The organism is Arthrobacter sp. 2RAF6 (assembly GCF_052115205.1).
Classification (GTDB): Bacteria; Actinomycetota; Actinomycetes; order Actinomycetales; family Micrococcaceae; genus Arthrobacter.
The window spans coordinates 71,904-94,710 of sequence record NZ_JBFRGF010000018.1; the positions used below are offsets into that span (position 1 = coordinate 71,904).

Below are 22,807 nucleotides of genomic sequence, written 5' to 3' on the forward strand. Positions count from 1 at the left end.
CAACCCTTTCACAAGAGTCTTGTCGCGGCTAGGCTCGTGGGGTGACTACTCCTAACACAGCTCCGGCACGCATCCAGACTGCCATCGACGCGGTCGCCGACGCCTACACGGAAACCCTCCTTGCCCTCAACCCGAGCCTCGCCACCACCCTCGGCCTGCCCGGACACGAAACCGAATACCAGGATTTCTCGCTTGCCGGCGCGGAGGCATTCGCCAAGGCGGCACGCCACACGCTCGATGAGCTGGCCGCGCTCGAACCGACGGACGCCTCCGATGTCGTCACCCTTGACGCGATGCGGGAACGGCTCGGCCTGGCCCTCGAGATCCACGAGTCCGGCTGGGACGCCGCGGACCTGAACAATATCGAGTCTCCGGCCCAAACCATCCGCGCGATCTTCGACCTCATGCCCACCGACACGGCCGAACACTGGGAGCACATCGCCGGCCGCGCGGCCAACGTTGCGGAAGCCATTGACGGGTACATCGTTTCCCTCCGTTCGGCCAGGGACGCAGGGAAAGTCTCCGCGGTCCGCCAAGTCAGGATCGTCATCGAACAGACCAGCAAATACGCGGCCGAGGACGGCTTTTTCGCCAAGCTCGCCTCCGAAGCCACCATCGACGGCCAGGCGCTGCGGGCCGAACTGCAGGAAAAGCTCGACGCCGGTGCCGCCGTCGCGCGTTCCGCTTACTTGCGCCTTGCCGCCTTCCTCGAAGCGGAGCTTTTGCCCTTTGCTCCCGAAAAGGACGCTGTGGGCCGCGAACGCTACGCCCTGGCCTCGCGTTCGTTCCTCGGAGCAACCGTGGACCTGGAGGAAACGTACGCCTGGGGCGTGCAGGAACTCGACAGGATCATTGCCGAACAGGAACGCGTGGCCGAGCAAATCAAGCCCGGCGCGTCCATCGAGGAGGCCAAAGCCATTCTCGACAACGATCCCGAACGGCAAATCAAAGGCACCGATGCCCTCAAAGCCTGGATGCAGGAACTCTCAGACCGCGCAGTAGCCGAACTTGCGGACGTCCATTTCGACATCCCGGACATCATGAAGACGCTCGAATGCCGTATCGCGCCCACCGACGAAGGCGGCATCTACTACACGGGTCCCTCTGACGACTTCTCCCGGCCCGGCCGCATGTGGTGGTCCGTCCCGGCCGGCGAAGACACCTTCACCACCTGGGCCGAAACCACCACGGTGTTCCACGAAGGCGTACCCGGCCACCACCTCCAGGTGGCCACCGCCGTCTACCGCCGCGAACTCCTCAACAACTGGCGACGGAACGTCTGCTGGGTGTCCGGGCACGGCGAAGGCTGGGCCCTGTATGCCGAAAAGCTCATGCTGGAGCTCGGTTACCTCAAGGATCCGGGCGACCACATGGGCATGCTGGACATGCAGCGCATGCGTGCCGCCCGCGTGGTGTTCGATATCGGCGTCCACCTCGAGCTGGAAGTTCCAGAACGTTGGGGCAGTGGCACCTGGACCTCGGACAAGGGCTTCGAATTCCTCAAGGCCAACCTTCCCATCAGCGCGGGCCAGCTCCAGTTCGAATTCACCCGGTACCTCGGCTGGCCGGGCCAGGCCCCGTCGTACAAAGTGGGGCAGCGGCTATGGGAAGAAATCCGGGCTGAACTCGAACGCCGCGACGGGTTCGACCTGAAATCGTTCCACACGGATGCGCTGAATATCGGCTCTGTTGGCCTGGATACGCTTCGCCGGGCGTTGCTGGGGTAGTCCAACTGACTCGCATTTGTTGTCGTTTTGAGGGCTCAAAACGACAACAAATGCGAGCTAGATGGGTTGACCCATAGGAGATCTTCCCCTAGTTGCTCGAATTTAAGAACGTAACATTTCTCAACGTCTGGTCGCGGTGGTATTTGTCGGGGCCTAGTTTGTTCCGGTGAGCAATTCATCCAACACTTTGACTTCCGCCGGAGAGACTTCGTCCCGGCTTCCCACGTGGGCAACGTCCTTCGGCGTCCAGATCATCGCGGCTTTGGTGATCGGCCTGGCACTCGGGCTCCTGGCCAAAACCACCGGTAGCACCACCAAGGCTCCCAACGGGCTCGGCGCCACGCTGCAGACCATCGGCTCGAGCTACGTCTCACTGCTGCAGACCGCCGTCGTGCCCTTGATCTTCACCGCAGTGGTGAGCTCAATCGCGAACCTTCGCCAAGTGTCCAATGCGGCGAAATTGGCGTGGAACACCTTGCTCTGGTTCGCCATCACCTCGCTCATCGCAGTGATGATCGGCATCGGACTTGGAGTGCTCCTGCAGCCGGGCTCCGGCACCGGCATCACCAAGAAGGCCGAGTACACAGGAAAGACGGGCGACTGGTGGGCCTTCCTCACCGGCCTCTTCCCCAAGAACTTCCTGGGCATTGGCGCCAGCACGAGCGTCACGGACGGCGTCGCCAGCACGTCGATCAGTTTCAACGTGCTGCAGATCCTGGTGATCGCCATCGCCGTCGGCGTCGCCGCCCTCAAGGTCGGCAAGCAGGCCGAACCGTTCCTGAACCTCAACGCTTCCGCCCTGGCCGTCATCCAGAAGGTCCTCTGGTGGATCATCCGCATCGCCCCGCTGGGCACCATCGGCCTGATCGGCAACGCTGTGTCCGTCTACGGTTGGGACACCATTGGTTCGCTCGGCAAGTTCACTGTGGCCATCTACGCGGGCCTCGCCCTGGTGCTCTTCGTCGTCTACCCCATCCTGGTCAAGACGCATGGACTGTCCGTCAAGCAGTACTTCTCGGGAGTGTGGCCCGCCGTGCAGCTGGCATTCGTCTCGCGTTCCTCGATCGGCACGCTGCCGCTCACGCAGCGCGTCACCGAACGCAACCTCGGCGTTCCGCAAGGTTACGCATCCTTCGCCGTGCCGCTCGGCGCCACCACCAAGATGGACGGTTGCGCCGCCATCTACCCCGCCGTCGCTGCGATCTTCGTTGCCCAGTTCTTCGGCATCAACCTGGACTTCAGCCAATACCTGCTGATCGTGGTGGTTTCGGTCCTTGGTTCGGCGGCAACGGCAGGCACCACCGGCGCCGTCGTCATGCTCACGCTGACCCTGTCCACGCTGGGGCTGCCGCTTGCCGGCGTCGGGCTCCTCCTGGCGATCGACCCCATCCTGGACATGGGCCGCACGGCCGTCAACGTGGCCGGACAGGCGCTGGTTCCGGCCATCGTCGCCAAACGGCAGGGAATCCTGGACGAATCGCTCTACAACGCCCCACGCAGGGGAACGGCGTTCGCGGCCGAGACTGAGTCTCCGGAGGCATCCGAGGGCATTCGCGAGCTCGCTGACGCCAAGGCCTAGCGGCCGTTCACCATCGCACGGACGAATCCCCGGGGAATGCCCTGGGGATTCGTCCTTTTAACGGTGGGAAACGGTGGATTCTGGATAGGCTCTGTCCATGCTGATAGTCACCTCGAACAAGATTCCGGGCCACAGGATCGACGCCGTCTTCGGCGAAGTCATGGGCCTCACCGTCCGCTCCCGGGATCTCGGCTCCCAAATGATTGCCGGTTTCCGCTCCCTCGGCGGCGGCGAGCTGCCCGAAATGACCAAGGCCCTCTATGAAAGCCGCCAGGAGGTCATGGCCCGCATGGTCAACGAGGCACAGCAGCGCGGCGCCAACGCAATCGTCGCCATGCGCTTCGACACGTCCGAGATGGGCGGCAACTGGACGGAGGTGTGCGCCTATGGAACTGCAGTGTTCGCCATCCCGCTCGCCGAAGGCGAGCCCGGCGCCACTGGCCAGTCGATCTACCTGACCAGCACCGCAGCCCAGCAATCCGCGCAGCCCACGACTGAAGATTCAACCGGACCTTAACTTGCCCTGAGTGCAAAGTTGCACTTAGTGTAAGTATGTGACAACTTCCGACACCGCCACTGTCCCCTCGCGCAGGGAGCAGAACAAATCGGCCACCCGCCGAGCGATAGCGGACGCAGCCCTCGCCATGTTGTGCAGCAGGGGCGCTGGCAATTTCACCGTGGAAGACATCGCGGAAGAGGCCGGCGTATCCCGGCGCACCTTCTTCAATTACTTCCCGAGCCTTGAAGCCGCACTGGCCTCCGTGACCGAAGGCTTCCTGGACCATGCCCTCGAACAATTCCGCCTGCGCCCTTCGGACGAACCCATCCTCGATTCCGCCCGGGCCGCCCTCACGGCGCTGGCTGACCCCATGACGGTCTCCCCCATGGCCGAGCTCTTCAGCCTGACCCACGACAACCGTGCCCTGGTGCGTTCCGAACTCGAAGCCTGGGACCACTGCACCACGCAGATCATCGACGCCGCCCGTCTTCGCCTCGGCCCGGATGTCGATGAGCTCTATCTGCGGGCCTTGGCCGGGTCGATTATTTCCTGCGGCAAGGCAGCCATGAGTGTCTGGTTCGAACAACACGGCCCGGATCTTTCCCCTGAATCCCTCGCGAGCCTGCGGCAGCACTTGATCGACGCAATTGGCCTGCTCGGTTCGGGCTTCATGGCACCCGCCCCTCAAAGCCCGGCGTCGCGCGGCACTCCGCCCGCGACTGACCCGCAACACTCGGCATAACCACACCGACAGATCGGTTCCGATATGGCACTCCTGCTCTACCGCCTTGGTAAGTTCTCCTACCGTCACCGCTGGCTGGTGATCTCCCTCTGGCTGGCCGTGCTCGTGGCCGTCGGCGGTTCCGCGGCTGCCTTCCACGGCACCATGTCCAACAACTTCCAGATCCCCGGCACCGAGACCCAGCAGATGCTGGACAAGCTGAAGAAGGACCTTCCGGCCTCCTCGGGCGGCTCCGCGGGGATCGTCTTTGAAGCCGGCGACGCCGGATTCAACCAGGCCGGCAAGGACGCCATTGCGTCGGCCCTCGCCCAGCTGGAAAAACTGCCGGAGGTGCAGTCCACGGTCAACCCCTTCACAACCCAAGCCACGTTGGACAAGGCGCCGTCCGATCTTGCTGCCGGGGAACAGAAAGCGGCCGCCGGGCAGGCCGAACTGGACAAGGCCCGGGCCACGCTCGATGCAGGTGATGCCCAGCTCAAGGCCGCCGAGCAGCAAATGACCGCTGCGGGGATGCCCGCTGCGCAGGTCCAGGCCCAGCTCGCCCCGCAGAAGGCCGAACTCCTGGCCGGGCGCCAAAAGCTCGATGCCGGCCAGAAGCAAGCAACCGATGGTGCCGCCGCCGTTGCGTTCGCCAAGCGCCAGGTGACAGCTTCCCAAGGCATGCGTTTCGTCTCCGAAGACGGCAAAGCGGCGATCGCCCAGGTCCAGTTCAAGACCTCCATCAACGGCCTGACCCCCGCAGCCCGGCAACAAGTCCAGAACATCGTCCACGGCGTCTCCTCAGCAGGTGTCACGGCGCTGGCCAGCAAGGAAATCACCGAGGACGTCTCGCAGTTGTTCGGGGTCTCCGAAATCATCGGCATCGCTGTGGCGGCCATCGCCCTCATCGTGATGCTGGGAACGCTTGTCGCCGCAGGCTTGCCCCTCCTGATGGCGATCATTGGCGTGGCCGTGGGCGTCGGCGGAACGTTTGCCCTCACCGGCGTCATCGACATAAGCTCCATTTCCCCGATGCTCGCGCTTATGCTGGGCCTCGCCGTCGGAATCGATTACTCGCTCTTCATCGTCAACCGCCACCGTGGGCAATTGCTTTCGGGGATGGACGCGGAGGAATCCGTGGCCCTCGCCACCGGCACCTCAGGCAACGCCGTTCTCTTCGCGGGCCTCACTGTCGTCATCGCCCTTGCCGCATTGGTCGTTCCGGGGCTCCCGTTCCTTGCCGTCATGGGCCTGTCGGCCGCCGCGACGGTGGCAGTCGCCGTCGTCGTCTCCCTCACACTGACCCCGGCGGTGCTGTCACTGGTCGGCCGCAAACTGATCTCGAAGCGGGCGTGGGCCAAGGCGGAGCGCCACAACGCGGAGCCGGAGCACGCCTCGGCGGACCGCGCGGAGGACCAGCGCCGGAGCAGCCGCGGGTGGGGCGGGCTCGTGACCCGGAACCCGGTGGTCTCGCTGCTTGCCGGCGTCGTGCTGCTTGGGGTGCTGGCCCTGCCGGCCTCCCAGCTGCGCCTCGCTTTGCCCGACGGCGGTTCGGAACCGGTCGACTCGCAAGCGTTCAAGGCCTATGACCTGACACGGAAGAGCTTCGGGGAGGGCATGACCGGTCCCATCGTGGTTGTCGGCACGTTCCCGTCCGGGCTCAGCGACGAGCAGGCCAAGGCCAAGCAGTTCGACGTGACGGACAAGCTGCGCGGCGTCGACAATGTCGTGGCAGCCGTTCCGGTAGCCCTCAGCCCGGATCACCGCACCGCCGTTTTCCAGGTCATCCCCAAGGATGGACCCGCCAGTGCAAGTACCGTCCAGGTCGTCTCGGAACTGCGTGCGAAGGGTTCCGAAATCCAGCAGGCCACAGGCGCCACCATCGGATTGACGGGGCAGACGGCCGGCAACATCGATGTCTCCGCGAAGCTCGGTGCCGCGTTGCCGCCTTACTTGGCGATCGTCGTCGGTCTCTCGCTGGTCCTCCTGCTCCTGGTGTTCCGCTCGATCGTCGTTCCGCTCCTCGCCACCGGCGGCTTCCTGCTCTCGCTCGCGGCAGCCTTCGGCGCTGTGGTGGCCGTCTACCAATGGGGCTGGCTGGGTGCGGTGTTCGACGTGCCCAATCCCGGAGCCGTGCTGAGCTTCCTCCCGATCATCCTGATTGGTGTGCTGTTCGGCCTGGCCATGGACTACCAGGTGTTCATCACCTCAGGCATGCGCGAATCATTCATGCACGGGGAGAACGCGAAGCAGGCGGTCCGAACCGGCTTCAGCCATGCCGCAGCTGTGGTCACGGCCGCCGCCATCATCATGGTCAGCGTGTTTGCCGGCTTCATCTTCAGCCACCTGACCATGGTCCGGCCGCTCGGTTTCGCGATGGCGTTCGGCGTCCTCGTGGATGCGTTCGTGGTGCGGATGACCATCGTTCCGGCCGTGATGTACCTGTTGGGCGAGAAGGCCTGGTGGCTGCCGCGATGGCTGTCCCGGATCCTGCCCGACGTCGACGTCGAGGGCGCCAAGTTGCAGCGCACGACGGCGGCAGGCGGGGCCAAGGAGCTGGTGCACTGAGCGCCCGGTCGTCTTAGCGGTGGGCGTCGGTTCTGTGTCCAGAACCGACGCCCGCTCACTTTTAACCCGTTTCTCCCAAACGCTCGCTCACCTATAACGCCCATCCCCCAAACGCTCGCTCACCTTTATTCCAGGAACATGTCCACCCTGGGACATATCTGAAGGAGCATTTGACCGATTTGGCGGCATAAGTGAGCGAGCGTCCGGCCAGACACCCAGATAAGTGAGCGAGCGTCCGGCCAGACACCCAGATAAGTGAGCGAGCGTCGGGGGGGCGGGGCCGCGTACTACGCTTGAGCCGTGACCCGATTGATCCTGGCTTCCCAGTCCCCCGCCCGCACCAAGCTCCTCACGGAGGCCGGCATCCACCACGAAGTACTCGTCTCGGACGTGGACGAGGACGCCGTGCAAGCCCGGTATGGGGTGACCGACGCGCATGACACCGCGCTCCTCCTTGCCCGCGCCAAGGCCGAGGCCGTCGCGTCCCTTCCTGACGCCGAGGGGGCCCTGGTGATCGGCTGCGACTCCGTATTCGAATTCGACGGCGAATCGCATGGGAAGCCGTACACGGTGGACGTGGCCAAGGAACGGATGCTTCGCATGAGCGGATCCAAGGGCATACTCCACACCGGGCACTGGCTGGTTGACTGCCGCGAAACCGCAGCGGACGTGAACGACGGCGAGACCGCCGTCGGCACCGGAGCAACAGTCGGTGCCGTGTCCAGCGCAGAAGTCCACTTTGCCGAGATGAGCGAGAAGGACATCGACGCCTACATCGCAACCGGCGAGCCGCTGCATTGCGCCGGTTCGTTCACGATCGACGGCTTGGGCGGGGCCTTCATCCGCAAGGTCGACGGCGACCCGCACGCCGTCGTCGGGCTCTCCATCTCGACCCTCCGCGATCTGCTGGGGCAAGCGAACGTCGGAATCACCGAACTCTGGACCCAAAACGGCTCCGGAGCGAGCAGCGAATAGCGGCGGTCCGAGGGGCCGGCCCGAATGCCGGCTTCCAGCCTTTGTAGCAACCCTACAAAGACAGGCCGTCTCACACACGGAATCCCCCATCAATATGGGCGGAACCCTCAAAATCACGCTAGGCTCCCTGAAGGACAGAAGGAGTCAACTTGTCAGCTAATCCGGCGCAGCCCATTTCCAGCCCTCTCACCAAGGTCTTGATCGCCAACCGAGGCGAAATCGCGGTCCGCATTATCCGCGCAGCCCGGGACGAAGGCATCGCTTCCGTGGCCGTCTACGCAGACCCCGATCGCGACGCCCTGCACGTGCGGCTGGCAGATGAGGCATACGCACTGGGCGGCACCACCGCTGCTGAGTCGTACCTCGTGATGGACAAGTTGATCGAGGTCGCCAAGCAGTCGGGTGCGGACGCCATCCACCCCGGCTATGGCTTCCTCGCCGAGAACGCAGAGTTTGCCGCCAAGGTCATCGACGCCGGCATCACCTGGATCGGCCCGTCCCCGGACGCCATCTCCGCGCTGGGCGACAAGGTGCAGGCCCGCCACATCGCCGAAAAGGTCGGCGCTCCCTTGGTTCCCGGCACGGCCGACCCCGTGGAATCCGCTGACGAGATCCTGGCCTTCGCCCAGGAGTTCGGGCTACCGATCGCTATCAAGGCCGCCTACGGTGGTGGCGGCCGCGGCATCAAGGTGGCTCGCACTATCGAGGAAATCCCCGAGCTTTTCGAGTCCGCAGTGCGTGAGGCCATTGCCGCCTTCGGCCGCGGCGAGTGCTTCATCGAGCGCTTCCTCGACTCCCCGCGCCACGTCGAGACCCAGTGCCTCGCCGACGCCTACGGAAACGTCGTTGTGGTCTCCACTCGCGACTGCTCCCTCCAGCGCCGCAACCAGAAACTGGTGGAAGAAGCCCCGGCGCCATTCCTGAGCCCCGAGCAGAACGAGCGACTGTACGAGTCTTCCAAGGCCATCCTGAGAGAAGCCGGCTACCTGGGCGCAGGAACGTGCGAATTCCTGGTGGGCCAGGACGGCATCATCTCCTTCCTTGAGGTCAACACGCGACTTCAGGTGGAGCACTGCGTTTCAGAGGAGGTCACGGGCCTCGACCTGGTCCGCGAGCAGTTCCGCATCGCCCGCGGCGAAAAGCTCGGCTATGGCGATCCCGAGGTCCGCGGCCACTCCTTTGAATTCCGCATCACCGGCGAAGACCCGGGCCGAAACTTCATGCCTGCACCGGGAACCGTCAGCACTCTGAAGAACCCGACGGGTCCGGGCGTCCGCATCGATTCCGGCATCGAGCAGGGCGATGTCATCAGCGGGAACTTCGATTCCATGCTGTCCAAGCTGATCGTCACAGGCGCCAGCCGCGAACAGGCCCTCCAGCGTTCCCGCCGGGCCCTCGAGGAAATGGTGGTTGAAGGCATTCCCACCGTCATTCCTTTCGACCTCGCAGTGGTGACCGACCCCGCGTTCGCTCCGGCCGAAGGCCCGTTCACGGTGCACACGCGCTGGATCGAGACCGAGTTCGTCAACAACATCCCCGCGTGGACGCCTACCGGAACCGGAACAGAAGCCGCCGACGCCGGTGAGCGCCAGCGCGTCGTCGTCGAGGTTGGCGGCAAGCGGCTGGAAGTTGTCCTTCCCGCGACTCTCGGCTCGGTTTCCTCGGTTGCCAGCACGGGCACCAAGGCCGCGAAGGTCAAGAAGCGTTCCCGCTCGGCGGGCGCCACGGCTGCTGTAGCGGGTGGCAACGCCCTCACTTCGCCGATGCAGGGCACCATCGTCAAGGTGGCAGTAGCCGCCGGCGACGTAGTTGCCGAAGGCGATCTGATCGTGGTCCTCGAAGCCATGAAGATGGAACAGCCCCTCACCGCCCACAAGGCCGGCACCATCCACGGCTTGGTGGCCAAGGCAGGCGAGACCGTCTCCGCAGGGGCCGTCATCGCGACGATCGAAGACTAACCAATAGCTGAATGGCTCCGGCCCCGCACCATTGGTGCGGGGCCGGAGCCATTTAACGGGAGCCTGTTAATCGGGAGCTTGTTAATACAGGGTCAGGCTACATTGTTCTCGTAGTCCGTGTCCTTGGTTTCCTTGGACAGGAACAGGGCCACGAGCGTCAGGACCGCCATGACGCTCAGGTAGACGCCCACCAGGACCGTGCTTCCCTTGGCCGATTCCCAGAGCCAGACCGCGATGAACGGAGCCACAGCCGCACCGAGGATGCTGGACATGTTGTAGCTGACGGCGGATCCGGTGTAGCGGACGTTGGTGGGGAAAAGTTCCGGAAGCAGCGCACCCATGGGGCCGAAGGTGAGCCCCATCAGCGTGAAGCCGATGATCAGCAACGCCATGGTGCCGACGAAGCCGCCGCTGAACAACGGCACGAACAGCAAACCGAATACCAGGATGGCCGCCGTCACAGCGAGGAGCATCTTGCGACGGCCGTACTTTTCGGCCAGCGGGCCGGCCACCAGGGTGAAAATGCCGAAGAAGACGACGCCGGCGATCAGCATCCAGAGGAAGTCGTTGCGGCTGAAGCCCAGGCCTGGGACGAACGCCGCGGCGGCCGCGTCGGTCATGGGCTTTCCGGCCTTGACCGCTGCTGCTTGAGCGCCCGCCAGGGTGGGCTTGGTGCCGTAGGTCAGGGTGAACGTGGTCATCAAGTAGAACAGCACGTACGTCGCGAGCATGATGAACGTACCGAGGATCAGCGGGCGCCAGCTTTTCTTGAACACGCGTCCGATGGGCAGCTTGGCCACTTCGTTCGATTCCAGCACCTTGGTGAAAGCGGGAGTTTCAATGAGCTTGAGGCGCACATAGAGGCCGAGGATCACCATCACGGCGCTGAGCAGGAATGGCACGCGCCAGCCCCAGGCGGCGAAGGCCCCGGGAGTCAGGGTGTAGCTGAAGACCAGGAAGATGATGTTGGCCAGAATGAAGCCGATCGGCGCACCCATCTGCGGAAATGTTCCATAGATGGCGCGTTTGTTGGCCGGCGCGTTTTCCGTTGCGAGCAGCGCGGCACCGCTCCACTCACCGCCGAGGGCCAGGCCCTGGGCGAAACGCAGGACGACCAGCAACGTGGGGGCGAGGAAGGTCCAGCCCGGGACCTGCGCCGTGGGGAGGCAGCCGATCAGGAACGTGGCAATACCCATGGTCAGGAGGGACGCAACCAGGGTTCCCTTGCGACCGAACTTGTCACCGAAGTGGCCGAAAATTATGGAGCCGAGCGGGCGGGCGACGAAGGCGACACCGAACACCGCCAAGGAGCTCAGCAGCTGGGTGGTCTCATCCGCCGTCGGGAAGAACAGTTTGGGAAAGACGAGGACGGCAGCCGTGGCGTAAACGTAGAAATCGTAGAACTCGATGGACGTCCCGATGAGGCTGGCGAAGATCACCCGTCCCCGCGAGTTGACCGGCTTGACTGACTCGCTTTCCTTGGATTCAGCGATGGAAGACATGTAGTGGTTGCTTTCCGTTCACGCCGGCCCGGCGTTCCTGAGCCTGCCGGCAAAGATTATTTGAGAGTTCAATAATAGTTCCCGGTATCCAACAAATGGACAATCAAGTCCAGTATGCGGACGCTTTGGAAAGTCTCACTCTGTGGTCTGCGCCACACAACCTCACCATCGCCTCACGCACCGGTGACCCCCTCCGATAGGCAAATGTCACAGCACGTTTACAAACCGCGACGGTCCGCGAAACGCGCCATCCCTAACGTGGAAGTACAACGTCCCCACAAAGGAGGCACTCCGTGACAGTTGACCGAAGCACCGAAATCCTCACCAACGAGCAGGCGCCCACCGCCCTCGTCCCCGAGCTTGAACACCGCCCTGGCCGCTGGATTGCCAACTGGGATGCAGAGAACAAGGATCAGTGGGAAGCTGCTGGCCGTTCCATCGCCAAGCGCAACCTGTACTGGTCCATCTTTGCCGAATTCCTCGGCTTCGTCGTCTGGCAGCTCTGGTCGATCGTCGTCGTCCAGCTCCCGGCCGCAGGCTTCAAGTTCGACACCAACCAGATCTTCTGGCTCATCTCGATCCCCAGCCTGGTCGGTGCCACCTTGCGCATCCCTTACACCTTCATGGTTCCAAGGTTCGGTGGCCGCAACTGGACCATCGTCTCGGCCCTCCTGCTGCTGATCCCGACGGCGGGCCTCGCCCTGTGTGTCTCGACCCCCGGCACTCCGTTCGGCGTCATGCTGCTGGTAGCGGGCCTTGCAGGCTTCGGCGGAGGCAACTTCGCCAGCTCGATGGCAAACATCACCTTCTTCTACCCTGCCCGCGAAAAGGGCTGGGCGCTGGGCCTGAACGCCGCGGGCGGCAACCTCGGTGCCGCCGTCGCGCAGCTCGTCGTCCCGATCGCCGTCACCCTCCTGGCCGCCGGCACCGTCAACCTGCCCATGGCCGGCCTCATCTGGATTCCCCTCATCCTTGTCGCCGCGTTCGGCGCGTGGAAGTACATGAACAACCTCACCAGCGCCAAGGGTGACGTTGCGGGCTCGATCGCCGCACTCAAGGAACCGCACCTGTGGATCATGGCGTTCCTGTACATCGGCACCTTCGGTTCGTTCATCGGCTTCTCCGGAGTCTTCCCCAAGCTCATCAAGGACTACTTCCCCGCCTTCTCCTCCATGCACCTCGGCGCAGTTGTCCTCTCGCTCGCTTTCCTTGGCCCGCTGGTCGGCTCCCTTGCCCGTCCTTACGGTGGACGCATGGCCGACCGCATGGGCGGAGCCCGGATGACCGTCACGGCGTTCGCAGCGATGGCCATCATCACCTTGACCATGATCTGGACCCTTCCGCTCAAGAACTTCTGGCTCTTCCTGGTCCTGTTCCTCTTCCTCTTCACGGCAAGCGGCTTTGGAAACGGCGCCACCTACCGCATGATCCCGGTCATCTTCGCCACATCGAGCCGGGCAGCCCGCTCCGGGGCGAGCGCCGCCAGCACGGCACGCCTCGCGTCTTCCTCCCTCGGCCTGATCTCGGCGATCGGCGCCTACGGCGGATTCGTCATCCCCCAGGTGCTCAACGCATCCAGCGCTTCCGGCTCCTACACCCCCGCGTTCTACGGCTTCGTCGGCGCGTACGTGCTGATGCTCATCGTCTGCTGGGCCTGCTACCTCCGGAAGGCTAACCGTAACGCGATGGGACACATCTAATATGCCCAATGGCGCCAACACCCACTGCCCGTATTGTGCGCTGCAGTGCGCCATGACCCTGACCCCGGCGGCGCCCTCGGCGCAGCCGGGGTCAGACCCCGCTCCCGTAGCAAAGGCACTTCCACTACTGGAGGTAACCGGCCGCGACTTCCCCACCAACCGGGGCGGGCTGTGCCGCAAGGGCTGGACATCGCCGTCGTTGTTGAACCACACCGGACGCGTCACTGAACCCATGCTGAAAGGGTCCGACGGCGTCCACCGGCCGGTCACGTGGGACCAGGCACTCATGCTGGTCACCGGAGCCGTCAAGCAGACCCGCGAGCACTACGGGCCCGACGCAGTCGGCGTGTTCGGCGGCGGCGGACTCACCAATGAGAAGGCCTACCAGTTGGGGAAGTTCGCCCGCCTGGCCCTGGGAACCTCGCGCATCGACTACAACGGACGTTTCTGCATGTCCTCAGCTGCGGCAGCCGGAAACCGCGCGTTCGGCGTGGACCGCGGCCTCCCCTTCCCCGTGGAGGACCTTGATTCGGCGAACGTTATCTTCCTTCTCGGCTCCAATGTTGCCGAGACCATGCCGCCGTTCGTCCAGCACCTGCAGGGCGCACGCGATTCCGGCGGGTTGATCGTGGCCGATCCCCGCCGTTCCGCGACGGCCGCATTCACCGGCGACGGCGGCGGCATCCACTTGCAGCCGACCCCCGGAACGGACCTCGCCCTGCTTTTGGGTATCTCCCACGTTGTCATCCACGAAGGCCTCGCCGACGCCGACTACCTCGAGAACCGCACTACCGGGTACCCGGCGATCGTTCGTAGCCTCGCCGGCTTCTGGCCGGAACGGGTCCAGTCGATCACCGGCGTGCCCGCCACGCTTATCCGGGACACCGCCCGCCGCCTCGCCGACGGCGCCCGGCGCGGCGGCAGCTACATCCTGACCGGCCGCGGAGTCGAGCAGCACGTCGATGGCACGGACACCGCCACGGCCGCGATCAACCTCAGCCTCCTTCTCGGCCTGCCGGGCTCATCCCGCAGCGGCTACGGCACGCTGACGGGCCAAGGCAACGGCCAGGGCGGCCGCGAGCACGGCCAGAAGGCCGACCAGCTCCCCGGTTACCGCAAGATCACCGATCCCGCCGCCCGCGCCCATGTCGCCAAGGTGTGGGGCGTGGACGAAAGCCTCATTCCCGGCCCCGGCCTGCCCGCAGTTGAGCTGTTGAAGTCCTTGGGACAGCCCGACGGCGTCCGCTGCCTTTTCGTGCACGGCGCCAACGTGGCGGTGTCAGCCCCCGACGCCGGTGCGGTGATCGAGGGCCTGCGCAGCCTGGATTTCCTGGTTGTCTGCGATTTCTTCATGTCCGAGACCGCTCTGGAGGCCGACCTCGTCCTCCCGGTCACCCAATGGGCCGAGGAAGAAGGCACCCTGACCAACCTCGAGGGCCGCGTGCTCCGTCGCCGGCAGGCGCTCACTCCTCCCGCGGGCGTCCGCAGCGAATTGTGGCTCATGGCCCGGCTGGCCGAATCCCTCGACGCACCGTCCACGTTCAGCGACGATCCCGAAACCGTCTTCGAGGAGCTCCGGCTCGCCTCGGCAGGCGGCCTGGCCGACTACTCGGGAATCGACTACGCCATGCTGGATCGCGGAGAAGCCGCCTACTGGCCCTATCCCACCGGCAGTTCGGGAACGCCGCGGCTCTTCCTCGATAGCTTCGCGCACGCCGGCGGACGCGCGGTGATGGTCCCGGTGGCGCCGCAAAAGCGGTCCCGGCGCTCCGCCGTCGTCGGCTCCGATCCAGATCCGCTGACGCTCGTCACCGGGCGATTGCTGGAACATTACCAATCGGGCGCCCAGACCCGCCGCGTGGCCGAACTCGCGGCCGCGCAGCCGGAGGCGCTCCTGCAGATCCACCCCGCGGCGGCGGCCGTCAGGGACATCTCCGACGGCGACTTTGTCCGGGTCTCCAACGAGCGCGGAGAGGTCCTGTGCAAGGTGGAGCTCAGCAACAGCATCCGGACGGACACCGTCTTCCTGCCTTTCCATTTTCCAGGACTGGGCAGCGCCAATCGTCTCACCGAGGCGGTCACGGATCCTATTTCCGGAATGCCGGAGTTCAAGACCAGCACGGTCTGGGTCCGGAAGGCCACACTAGCAAAAGTCGAATCGGCGTTGGCTGCCCAGTTGGCTGTGCCAGCGGCGGTCGGCTTGTCAATGCAGGACAGCTTGTCTATGCAGGTCAAGGAGGCATCGTGAGCGAGCGCATTGTGATTGTCGGGTTCGGACCGGTCGCGGCCCGGCTAGTGGACGAGTTGTTGCCCGCCGTTCGCAGCGGCCTTGTCCAGTTGCTCGTCGTCGGGCAGGAAGCCGAAGCCGCGTACAACCGCGTCATGGTGGCCGAACTCGGCGTGGGGCGGACCACGGCAGAGGCACTCGCGATGGCGGACGCTGGCGATCTGGCGGCCGACGGCGTCGAGGTGCGGCTGGGCGTCACCGTCAAACGCATCGACCGCGCGCGCCAGCAGCTTGTCCTTTCGGACGGGACCACGCCCCGCTACGATCGCTTGGTGTTCGCCACCGGTTCGAGGCCCGTCATTCCGAACCTCACGGGTATCAACCCTGATCCTTCGCACCCGGTGCTCCCCTTAGGGGTGACGGCCCTGCGCGACCTCCGCGACGCCGCGCAATTGCGCGACGCCGTGACTGCCGGCAAGCGCGTGATCGTCCTCGGTGGTGGCGTACTTGGCCTTGAAACGGCCCTCGCCGCGGCAGAGGAAGGCGCCTTGACCACGGTGGTGCACAACGGTTCCTTCCCGCTGGGCCGCAATATCGACCGCGGCGGTGGAGCCGTTCTGGCGGCGAGCTTGCGCAACAGCGGGATCACTATGGTGGGCAACGCCCGCTCCACAGCGGTGGAGCACAATGGCCCCGACGGCATGTTTTCCGCCCTCGTGCTCGACGATGGATCAAGGATCGAGGGCGACCTTCTTGTCCTTTCCTGCGGCGTTCGGCCGCGGATCGAACTGGCCGAAGGTTGTGGGCTGCCTGCAGCCACCGGCATCTTGGTGGATCACCACCTTCGGACCTACCATGAGCCCCACATGTTCGCGATCGGCGACTGCGCCGAAGTCCGCTGCGCCGATACCGAGTGCGCCGAATGCCGCACCGCACTGGGTCCATCCGGCCTGGTGGGTCCGGGCTGGCGCCAGGCCGAATGGCTTGCCGAGTACCTGATCCTCCTAGCCGAGGGCGGCCAGGCCGCGGCCGACACCTTGGCCCCCCTGCCGCAGGAGAAGCCCGGCGTCGTCGTGTTGAAGGCACGCGGCATCAACCTGGCGGTCGCCGGCGACAACAGCGCCGAGCCCTGGGATGACGAGCTGTTGTTGTCCGTCGGTGTCTCCGAGGGAATGCCCCGGCGCCAGGTCGCCCAGTGGGCCGACCCCGAACACGGCCGCTATGTCAAAATGACCACGCGGAGCGGAGCGCTCGAAGGACTTGTGACCGTGGGTATGCCGCGCACGGCCGCGGAGCTCGTGATGCTGTTCGAACGGGGCTCCGAGCTGCCGGCAGACCGGTCCCTCCTGCTCCGTCTGGACGGCCCGGACCAGCTCGATTCTTCTGCTTCGAATGATGATCCGCAGCGCACAGTGTGCCGCTGCGCGGGCGTCAGCGGTGCGAGCATCAAGGAAGCCGTGCTGGATGGCTGCTCTTCCGTGCCTGAGGTTTCAAAGTCTACGCGGGCTGGCACTGGGTGTGGTGGGTGCCATGGGGACATCAAGGGGATTATCGAGAAACACTTTCAAGGGGTTGCGGCGTAGGGGGACGCGCACCTGTTTCACGCGACGCAAAATGCCCCACGACACGCGAATACGCGCCTCGTGGGGCATTTTCTGTGTCGCAGATCGGGATGCGAGTCGAGATCAACCTACGTATGCACATGCAGCCGTCGCGCCGCGCCAGGTGAACAAGCCCTCCCGGTCCTTGTCGGCGAGCTCTGCGGCGTCGAGGAAGGTTTGGAGATCGAAATTTGCCAAGGCATCCCGAAACGCGGCTTCGGTTGTTGTACCGTGTTGCCGGCAGAGTTCCTCAAGCCTCGGTTCGGCGTTGTTTCGCTCGCCGTTGGCTGCCCGTGCATCACCCAGCCTGACGGTTTCCAGATAGTCATCGACGATGCATTCGGGGTCGGTGCCGATTGCATGAAGCAGAGCCATGGCAAGTAGGCCCGTCCTGTCCCTGCCTCCCATGCAATGGAAGAGGACTTCTCCTGCCGGTGCGTTGAGTACCTCCGTCATGGCTATACCGGCCCGTTCGGGCATGGCTGCAAGGTGCGGGAGGAAGTAAATCGCGGCGCCCACTAGGCCGTTGTCCCAATAGTCCGCCCAGAACTCTTTGTTTTCCAGGCCGTCAAGGTCAACGTGGCTCGTGGTGAGCCAGCCGGGCCGTTCCCGGGTATCTGTGTTGCGTTCCCGTTGCTGACGGAGGTCCACCACGGTGCGTATCCCGGCATCGTAGACCTGTTGCCATCCGTTCCCGGTGATCCAATCGACGTTCTCACTCCGGAAGAAGATGCCGCGTGGAGTGACCGTCCCATCGACGCGCCGTAGACCACCGAGGTCGCGTCCGTTGACCAAGCCTTCAACTTTGAGCGTGCGAACTTTGTTTTCTGCCAAGTCCCCCATGTGCCCTAGTAAACCAGAGAGTACTTTCCATTCGGGGTCGTTCGGAATCACCAATTCGCGACACAAGCGCGGGATCTGGCCACCCAGTTTCGCCTCAGGCAACGGCGCCTCCCGGTGCGCTATTACGAATCGGCCGTCAGTTGTTCGTGGACAATCTGCCAGCCTTCGTGTGTGCGCACGACCACGTTGGTGCCGCGTCCTCTTCCGGAGTGTTGTTGCCCGTCAATAATTCCCGTCCAGGAGAATCGGTAGCGGCACACGGCGGCCTCCTCCTGCACGAGCACCCACGTCAGTTCGTCAACGACGTATCGCTCGTCCCGAATCGCAAAGAAGGTCGCCTCGATGGCTGCCCGGACCTGAACGCGCCCCTCGTGAGATCCGTCTGAGAACCAGTAGGTAGCGTCGCTGTCTATATACGGCAGAACCCGCTCGATGTCGTGTGTGTTGTTGGCCGCCTCGTACCCGCGCATGACAGCCGTGAGTTCATCGACGAGGATCTCACGGTTACGAATTTCCATCCCCACACTCTTGCACAGGCCTTGAGGATCAATACCAAGAAACGTGCTCACACCTGAAAATAGCGGTTCTTGCGTGGTTTTTGCCTTGGGTCGATGTGGGGTGGCGGGATGAACCAGGGCACGCCTGCTCGGACCTGGATGTGCCACTCTTCCTTGTGGATCAGATGGTGGTGGTGGCTGCATTATGCCGATGTCCGGATTATGCCGACGTTTGCTGTTGTGGCCTGATTTGGCGGGCTTGTCTGGGATTCTTATCGGCATAATCAGGTGACGGGTGCACGCTTGCCTTTCCTCGTTTTGGAAAGGGAGAGCGTGATGGATAGTGCTTTGAACGTCGTGGTTTCTGGGCCGTTGGACGGTTTCAGAGTCGGGTTCGCTGAGTATCTTGGCCGGCTGGGGTATGCGCCGACCTCGATCGGTTTGCGGTTGAATCTGATGCGGCATCTGAGCCGGTGGCTCGCCGAGGAAGCGGTCTCACCGGCGGCGTGCGATGCTGCCGCACTCGAACGGTTCCTGATGGGCCGCCGGGTGACGCACACGGACATGTCCTCGGCGGGGAGCCTGGCGCCTGTGGTCGCGTATCTGCGATCGATCGAGGTGATTCCAGGCGAGGAACCCGAGACCGTGCCGGAGCCTGGTCCGGTGGATCTTGTTCTGGAGCGGTGGGGCCGGTTCTTGGCCGACGATCGTGGTCTGAGGGTATCGACGATCCGGTACTACCGAGAGTTGGCGCGTCCGTTTCTGCTGTCGCGGTTAGGCGGCCAGGCGCTGGATCTGAAGGGTCTGGATGCTCGGGCGGTGAGCGGGTTCGTCATGTCGCAGATTCCGGGAATGCCGGTGGGGTCGGCCAAGCTGACGGTGACGGCGCTGCGGTCGCTGCTGCGTTTCCTGTTCGCCGCCGGCCACATCGGCGATCGGCTGGATCAGGTGGTGCCGGCCCGGTCGGGGTATCGGGATTCCGGCCTGCCACGAGGTCTGACTCCCGAGCGGGTGAAGGCGTTGATCGCCGCGGTCGATCCGGCATCCCGCACGGGAAAGCGTGATCTCGCGATCGTGCTCCTACTTGCCCGGCTCGGGTTGCGGGCCGGGGAGGTCGCTGCGTTGAGCCTGGACGATATCGATTGGCGGGCGGGAACGCTGCGAGTTCCCGGTAAGGGCGGGCAGAGCGATCTGCTGCCGCTGGCCGCCGATGTTGGTGCGGGGTTAGCTGCGCATCTGTCGGTCGAACGTCATCCTGCCGCGACGGGCAGGGCGTTGTTCTTCACGTCCTCGGCTCCGTATCGTCAGCTCTCCAGCGCAGCTGTCAAAGCCGTGGTCCGGTGCGCCGGCGCACGGGCCGGACTCGGGCCGGTGGGTGCTCACCGGTTGCGGCATGCTGCTGGGACGGCGACGATCAATGCCGGCGCGTCCTTGGAAGAGGTGGCCCAGCTGCTGCGGCATCGCCATCTGGCCTCGACGACGATCTACGCGAAGGTCGACCTCACCCGGTTGGCCGGTCTGGCCCGGCCCTGGCCGGGTCTCGGAGCAGGTCTGGCGGGCGGTGAGCTCCGATGAGCGCGCTTGAGTCGCTGGTGGGGGATTATCTGCGGCTGCGCCGCGGACTGGGTTTCAAGCTCGCGACCCACGAGCGTTACCTCACCGAATACCTCCGATACCTCGAGCGAAACGGCCAGGAAACGGTGACGACGGAGAATATTCTTGGCTGGGCGAGAGCTCCGGGCGGCGCTGCCAGCTATCACGGCGCCAGGCTCTCCGTGGCGCGTTCATTCGCTCGCTGGGCGCACGCCTTCGATTCGAGTATCGAGGTCCCGCCGCGGCAGCTTCTGCCCGCTCGGTCGCCGCGGGCCGTCCCGTTCATCTACTCGGATGAGCAGGTCCTGGCGCTGCTGGAACAGGCCCGGCTGTTGCGCTCCCCGATGGTCGCGGCCACTTACCGCACGCTGATCGGCCTGTTGGCCTGCACCGGGATGCGGGTGAGCGAGGCGATCAACGCAAATCGTTCGGACCTGGACGCAGGCGTGTTGAGCGTTGCCGACACGAAGTTCGGTAAGTCCCGGCTGGTCCCGTTGCACTCCAGCGTCCTGGAGGTGCTCGCCGATTATGCGCTCACCCGTCACCGGCTGCTCGGGCCGGTTTCCACGGAGGCGTTGCTGGTATCCAGCGCGGGAACGCGGCTGATTTACAAGAATGTGCACAGGGTTTTCCATCGTCTTGTCGCCCGGGCCGGCATCACGCCGAAATCGCAGCAGTGCCGGCCGAGGATCCATGATCTGCGGCATAGCTTCGCCGTCACCACGATGATCGGCGCCTACCGGGACGGAGCCGTCCCGGCCGAGGTACTTCCCGTGCTCTCCACCTATCTGGGGCATGCGAGCCCGGGAAGCACTTACTGGTATCTGGAAGCGGTCCCCGAGCTTCTCGCCGAGGCCGGACGACGCTTGGGCCCGCTTCAGGCGGAGGAGCAATCATGACTTTGCTCGCGCCGACGCTGGAGAAGTACTTCGCCGAGCACCTGATGCGCGCTCTCGGCGCCAGCACCCACACCATCGCCGCTTACCGCGACACCTGGCGGCTGCTGCTGGCCCACGTCCACGAATCCACCGCGATCAGCCCGGACAAAATCGAGCTGACGATGCTTCACAGCGCCCGGATCACCAGCTTCATCAAACATCTCGAGCACGAACGCGGCAACAGCACCCGGACCCGGAACGCGAGACTGGCCGCCATCCGCTCCTTCTTCGCCTACGCCGCCTACCAGCACCCAGAGCACGCCGAGCTGATCGCCCGGGTCCTAGCCATCCCGCAAAAACGAGTTGATCGCAGCGATATCGACTGGCTCACCGAGGACCAGATCAAAGCACTACTGGCCGCACCCGACCGGACTACCCGCACCGGGCGACGCGATCACGCTCTTATCCTTACCGCGATCACGACCGGGCTACGCGTCACAGAGCTGACCGGACTGACCTGGGAACACATCCACCTCGGTCCCGGAGCGCACGTCATCTGCCAGGGCAAGGGGCGAAAGAACCGAGCAACCCCGCTCAGCCCGGAGAACGTGAAAACGCTCACGACCTTGCGACTGGAGCAGAGACCCTCCGAACACGACCCCGTGTTCCCCACCCGCACCGGAGCCCGGATGAGCACCGACGCAGTTGCCCAGCGAGTGAGCCTCCATGCCGTCACCGCAGCGAATACCGAGCCATCAATGAGCGGAAAGAACATCACGCCCCACGTGCTGCGCCACTCCACTGCCATGAGGATGCTGCATGCCGGTATCGAGACCTCAGTGATCGCGCTCTGGCTCGGACATGAAAGCGCCGAGACAACACAGATTTACGTCCACGCCGACCTCGCACTGAAAGAGAAAGCACTCGAAAGGATCCGCCCAACGAACACGCCGCCGGGCCGCTACGCACCCGGCGACAAGCTCCTCGCGTTCCTCGAAGCCCTCTGATTATGCCGATAAGAATCCCAGACAAGCCCGCCAAATCAGGCCACAACAGCAAACGTCGGCATAATCCGGACATCGGCATAATGCAGCTAGTGGGTATCCGGTTAGCTCAGGTGGCGGGGTCCGGTCCCGAATCGTGGGCAGTGATTTGGCGGTAGGTGGTCGGTGCTTGCGTAGTGCCGAGGCCGAGCAGGGACTGGAAGGCCGCCATGGGCGTGCCGCGCCGGTTGTAGCGGAACTGTAGCCCTTTTTGGCCAACGGCGCGTACCCCATCCAGCCGTCAGTATGCACAATGGCCCCACGAGCCACGGTGTCCATCACGAAACCGGTCAGAGTGTCACCGGTGGCATCCTGGATCACTTTCATCCGCACCCGTCCCGAGCCCTGGCCGCGCACCTCCACGGCAACGACGACGTGCGCGGCCCGGGCTGTGAGGCTCCTGCCGCCGCGCCGGCCGATCTCAGGACCGCCGACCTCGCACTCGTCCACCTCGACCTCACCGGTCAGCAAGGTGCGTTCCGGGTTGACCATAGCCCGGCGCAGCTTGTGCAGCATGGTCCACGCCGTCTCGTACCGGGACAATCCGAGCTGTCGCTGCAGCTGCCGGGCGGAGATCCCCGGGGTACCAGTCGTCATCAGGTAGGCCGCCCAGAACCATAAATGCAGCGCTGTGTGGGTCTTGTGGAGCACCGTACCGGCCGTCAGCGAGACTTGGTAACGGCAGGCGGCGCATTCCCAAAGTCCCCGCGCCGCCACGGGCCAGGCAGACCGGCCTTGACACCGCGGACACACGTAGCCCTCCGGCCAGCGGCACTCAAGCAGATAGTCCAGACACGCCTTCTCGTCGCCAAACCGCGACTGGAACTCCAGAATCGTCCGCGGAAAATCCGGTCTCGACATTTACCCAGAATACCTGAGCTAACCGGATACCCACT

Annotated in this window: 16 protein-coding genes and 1 pseudogene; 13 read left to right on the forward strand and 4 right to left on the reverse strand. The window is 64.5% G+C overall.

Features of this window, described 5'->3' with window-relative positions; all coding sequences use genetic code 11:
* Window positions 1-41 precede the first annotated feature (41 nt).
* The 7 genes from AB4Z38_RS14170 to AB4Z38_RS14200 all read left to right on the forward strand — a co-directional run bounded on the left by AB4Z38_RS14170 (window position 42) and on the right by AB4Z38_RS14200 (window position 10,027).
* The gene (locus tag AB4Z38_RS14170; protein WP_441430306.1) at window positions 42-1,727 is read left to right on the forward strand and encodes a DUF885 domain-containing protein; all 1,686 of its coding nucleotides are present in this window, start codon (window positions 42-44) and stop codon (window positions 1,725-1,727) included.
* A gap of 166 nt (window positions 1,728-1,893) precedes the next feature.
* Window positions 1,894-3,306, forward strand: a complete 1,413-nt coding sequence (locus AB4Z38_RS14175; RefSeq protein WP_441430307.1) for a dicarboxylate/amino acid:cation symporter — start codon at window positions 1,894-1,896, stop codon at window positions 3,304-3,306.
* A gap of 97 nt (window positions 3,307-3,403) precedes the next feature.
* Window positions 3,404-3,823, forward strand: coding sequence for a YbjQ family protein (locus tag AB4Z38_RS14180; protein WP_441430308.1), 420 nt, complete (start codon window positions 3,404-3,406; stop codon window positions 3,821-3,823).
* A gap of 37 nt (window positions 3,824-3,860) precedes the next feature.
* Window positions 3,861-4,547 (forward strand): TetR/AcrR family transcriptional regulator, encoded by a 687-nt coding sequence (locus AB4Z38_RS14185; RefSeq protein ID WP_441430309.1) that lies wholly within the window; start codon window positions 3,861-3,863, stop codon window positions 4,545-4,547.
* Between the two features lie 24 nt (window positions 4,548-4,571).
* The gene (locus tag AB4Z38_RS14190) at window positions 4,572-7,094 is read left to right on the forward strand and encodes an MMPL family transporter (RefSeq protein WP_441430310.1); all 2,523 of its coding nucleotides are present in this window, start codon (window positions 4,572-4,574) and stop codon (window positions 7,092-7,094) included.
* A gap of 300 nt (window positions 7,095-7,394) precedes the next feature.
* Entirely contained in the window at window positions 7,395-8,069 is a 675-nt protein-coding gene (locus AB4Z38_RS14195) for a Maf family protein (protein WP_441430311.1), read from the forward strand.
* A 149-nt stretch (window positions 8,070-8,218) separates the two neighbouring features.
* The gene (locus tag AB4Z38_RS14200) at window positions 8,219-10,027 is read left to right on the forward strand and encodes an acetyl/propionyl/methylcrotonyl-CoA carboxylase subunit alpha (protein WP_441430312.1); all 1,809 of its coding nucleotides are present in this window, start codon (window positions 8,219-8,221) and stop codon (window positions 10,025-10,027) included.
* Between the two features lie 92 nt (window positions 10,028-10,119).
* On the opposite strand, the gene AB4Z38_RS14205 is transcribed toward AB4Z38_RS14200, so the two are convergent.
* Complete coding sequence (locus AB4Z38_RS14205) at window positions 10,120-11,529, reverse strand: MFS transporter (protein ID WP_441430313.1); 1,410 nt, start codon at window positions 11,527-11,529, stop codon at window positions 10,120-10,122.
* Between the two features lie 293 nt (window positions 11,530-11,822).
* Here AB4Z38_RS14205 and AB4Z38_RS14210 point away from each other — a divergent pair, with 293 nt between their 5' ends.
* The 3 genes from AB4Z38_RS14210 to AB4Z38_RS14220 are packed head-to-tail and all read left to right on the forward strand — an operon-like array spanning window position 11,823 to window position 17,039.
* Window positions 11,823-13,229, forward strand: a complete 1,407-nt coding sequence (locus tag AB4Z38_RS14210) for an MFS transporter (protein WP_441430314.1) — start codon at window positions 11,823-11,825, stop codon at window positions 13,227-13,229.
* Between the two features lies 1 nt (window position 13,230).
* Window positions 13,231-15,477 carry a molybdopterin oxidoreductase family protein gene (locus tag AB4Z38_RS14215; protein WP_441430315.1) on the forward strand — a complete coding sequence of 749 codons (2,247 nt, stop codon included), beginning with the start codon at window positions 13,231-13,233 and terminating at the stop codon, window positions 15,475-15,477.
* Entirely contained in the window at window positions 15,474-17,039 is a 1,566-nt protein-coding gene (locus AB4Z38_RS14220; protein ID WP_441430316.1) for an FAD-dependent oxidoreductase, read from the forward strand. The genes AB4Z38_RS14215 and AB4Z38_RS14220 overlap by 4 nt, the downstream gene beginning before the upstream one ends.
* Window positions 17,040-17,141: 102 nt before the next feature.
* Here the strand turns inward: AB4Z38_RS14220 and AB4Z38_RS14225 are convergent, their stop codons facing one another.
* Together AB4Z38_RS14225 and AB4Z38_RS14230 are read right to left on the reverse strand one after the other, a co-directional pair.
* Window positions 17,142-17,891 (reverse strand): tyrosine-protein phosphatase, encoded by a 750-nt coding sequence (locus tag AB4Z38_RS14225; protein ID WP_441430317.1) that lies wholly within the window; start codon window positions 17,889-17,891, stop codon window positions 17,142-17,144.
* Between the two features lie 131 nt (window positions 17,892-18,022).
* Entirely contained in the window at window positions 18,023-18,418 is a 396-nt protein-coding gene (locus AB4Z38_RS14230) for a YybH family protein (RefSeq protein ID WP_441430318.1), read from the reverse strand.
* Between the two features lie 315 nt (window positions 18,419-18,733).
* Here AB4Z38_RS14230 and AB4Z38_RS14235 point away from each other — a divergent pair, with 315 nt between their 5' ends.
* Genes AB4Z38_RS14235 through AB4Z38_RS14245 form a run of 3 tightly spaced genes read left to right on the forward strand, consistent with a single transcriptional unit; the run spans window position 18,734 to window position 21,875 of the window.
* On the forward strand, window positions 18,734-19,972 hold the full coding sequence (locus AB4Z38_RS14235) for a tyrosine-type recombinase/integrase (protein WP_441430319.1): 1,239 nt from the start codon (window positions 18,734-18,736) through the stop codon (window positions 19,970-19,972).
* Window positions 19,969-20,889 carry a tyrosine-type recombinase/integrase gene (locus tag AB4Z38_RS14240; protein WP_441430320.1) on the forward strand — a complete coding sequence of 307 codons (921 nt, stop codon included), beginning with the start codon at window positions 19,969-19,971 and terminating at the stop codon, window positions 20,887-20,889. The genes AB4Z38_RS14235 and AB4Z38_RS14240 overlap by 4 nt, the downstream gene beginning before the upstream one ends.
* The gene (locus AB4Z38_RS14245; RefSeq protein WP_441430321.1) at window positions 20,886-21,875 is read left to right on the forward strand and encodes a tyrosine-type recombinase/integrase; all 990 of its coding nucleotides are present in this window, start codon (window positions 20,886-20,888) and stop codon (window positions 21,873-21,875) included. Before AB4Z38_RS14240 ends, AB4Z38_RS14245 begins: the two co-directional genes overlap by 4 nt.
* A gap of 106 nt (window positions 21,876-21,981) precedes the next feature.
* On the opposite strand, the pseudogene AB4Z38_RS14250 reads toward AB4Z38_RS14245, so the two are convergent.
* Window positions 21,982-22,772, reverse strand: a pseudogene (locus AB4Z38_RS14250) (IS1595 family transposase).
* Between the last annotated feature and the right edge of the window lie 35 nt (window positions 22,773-22,807).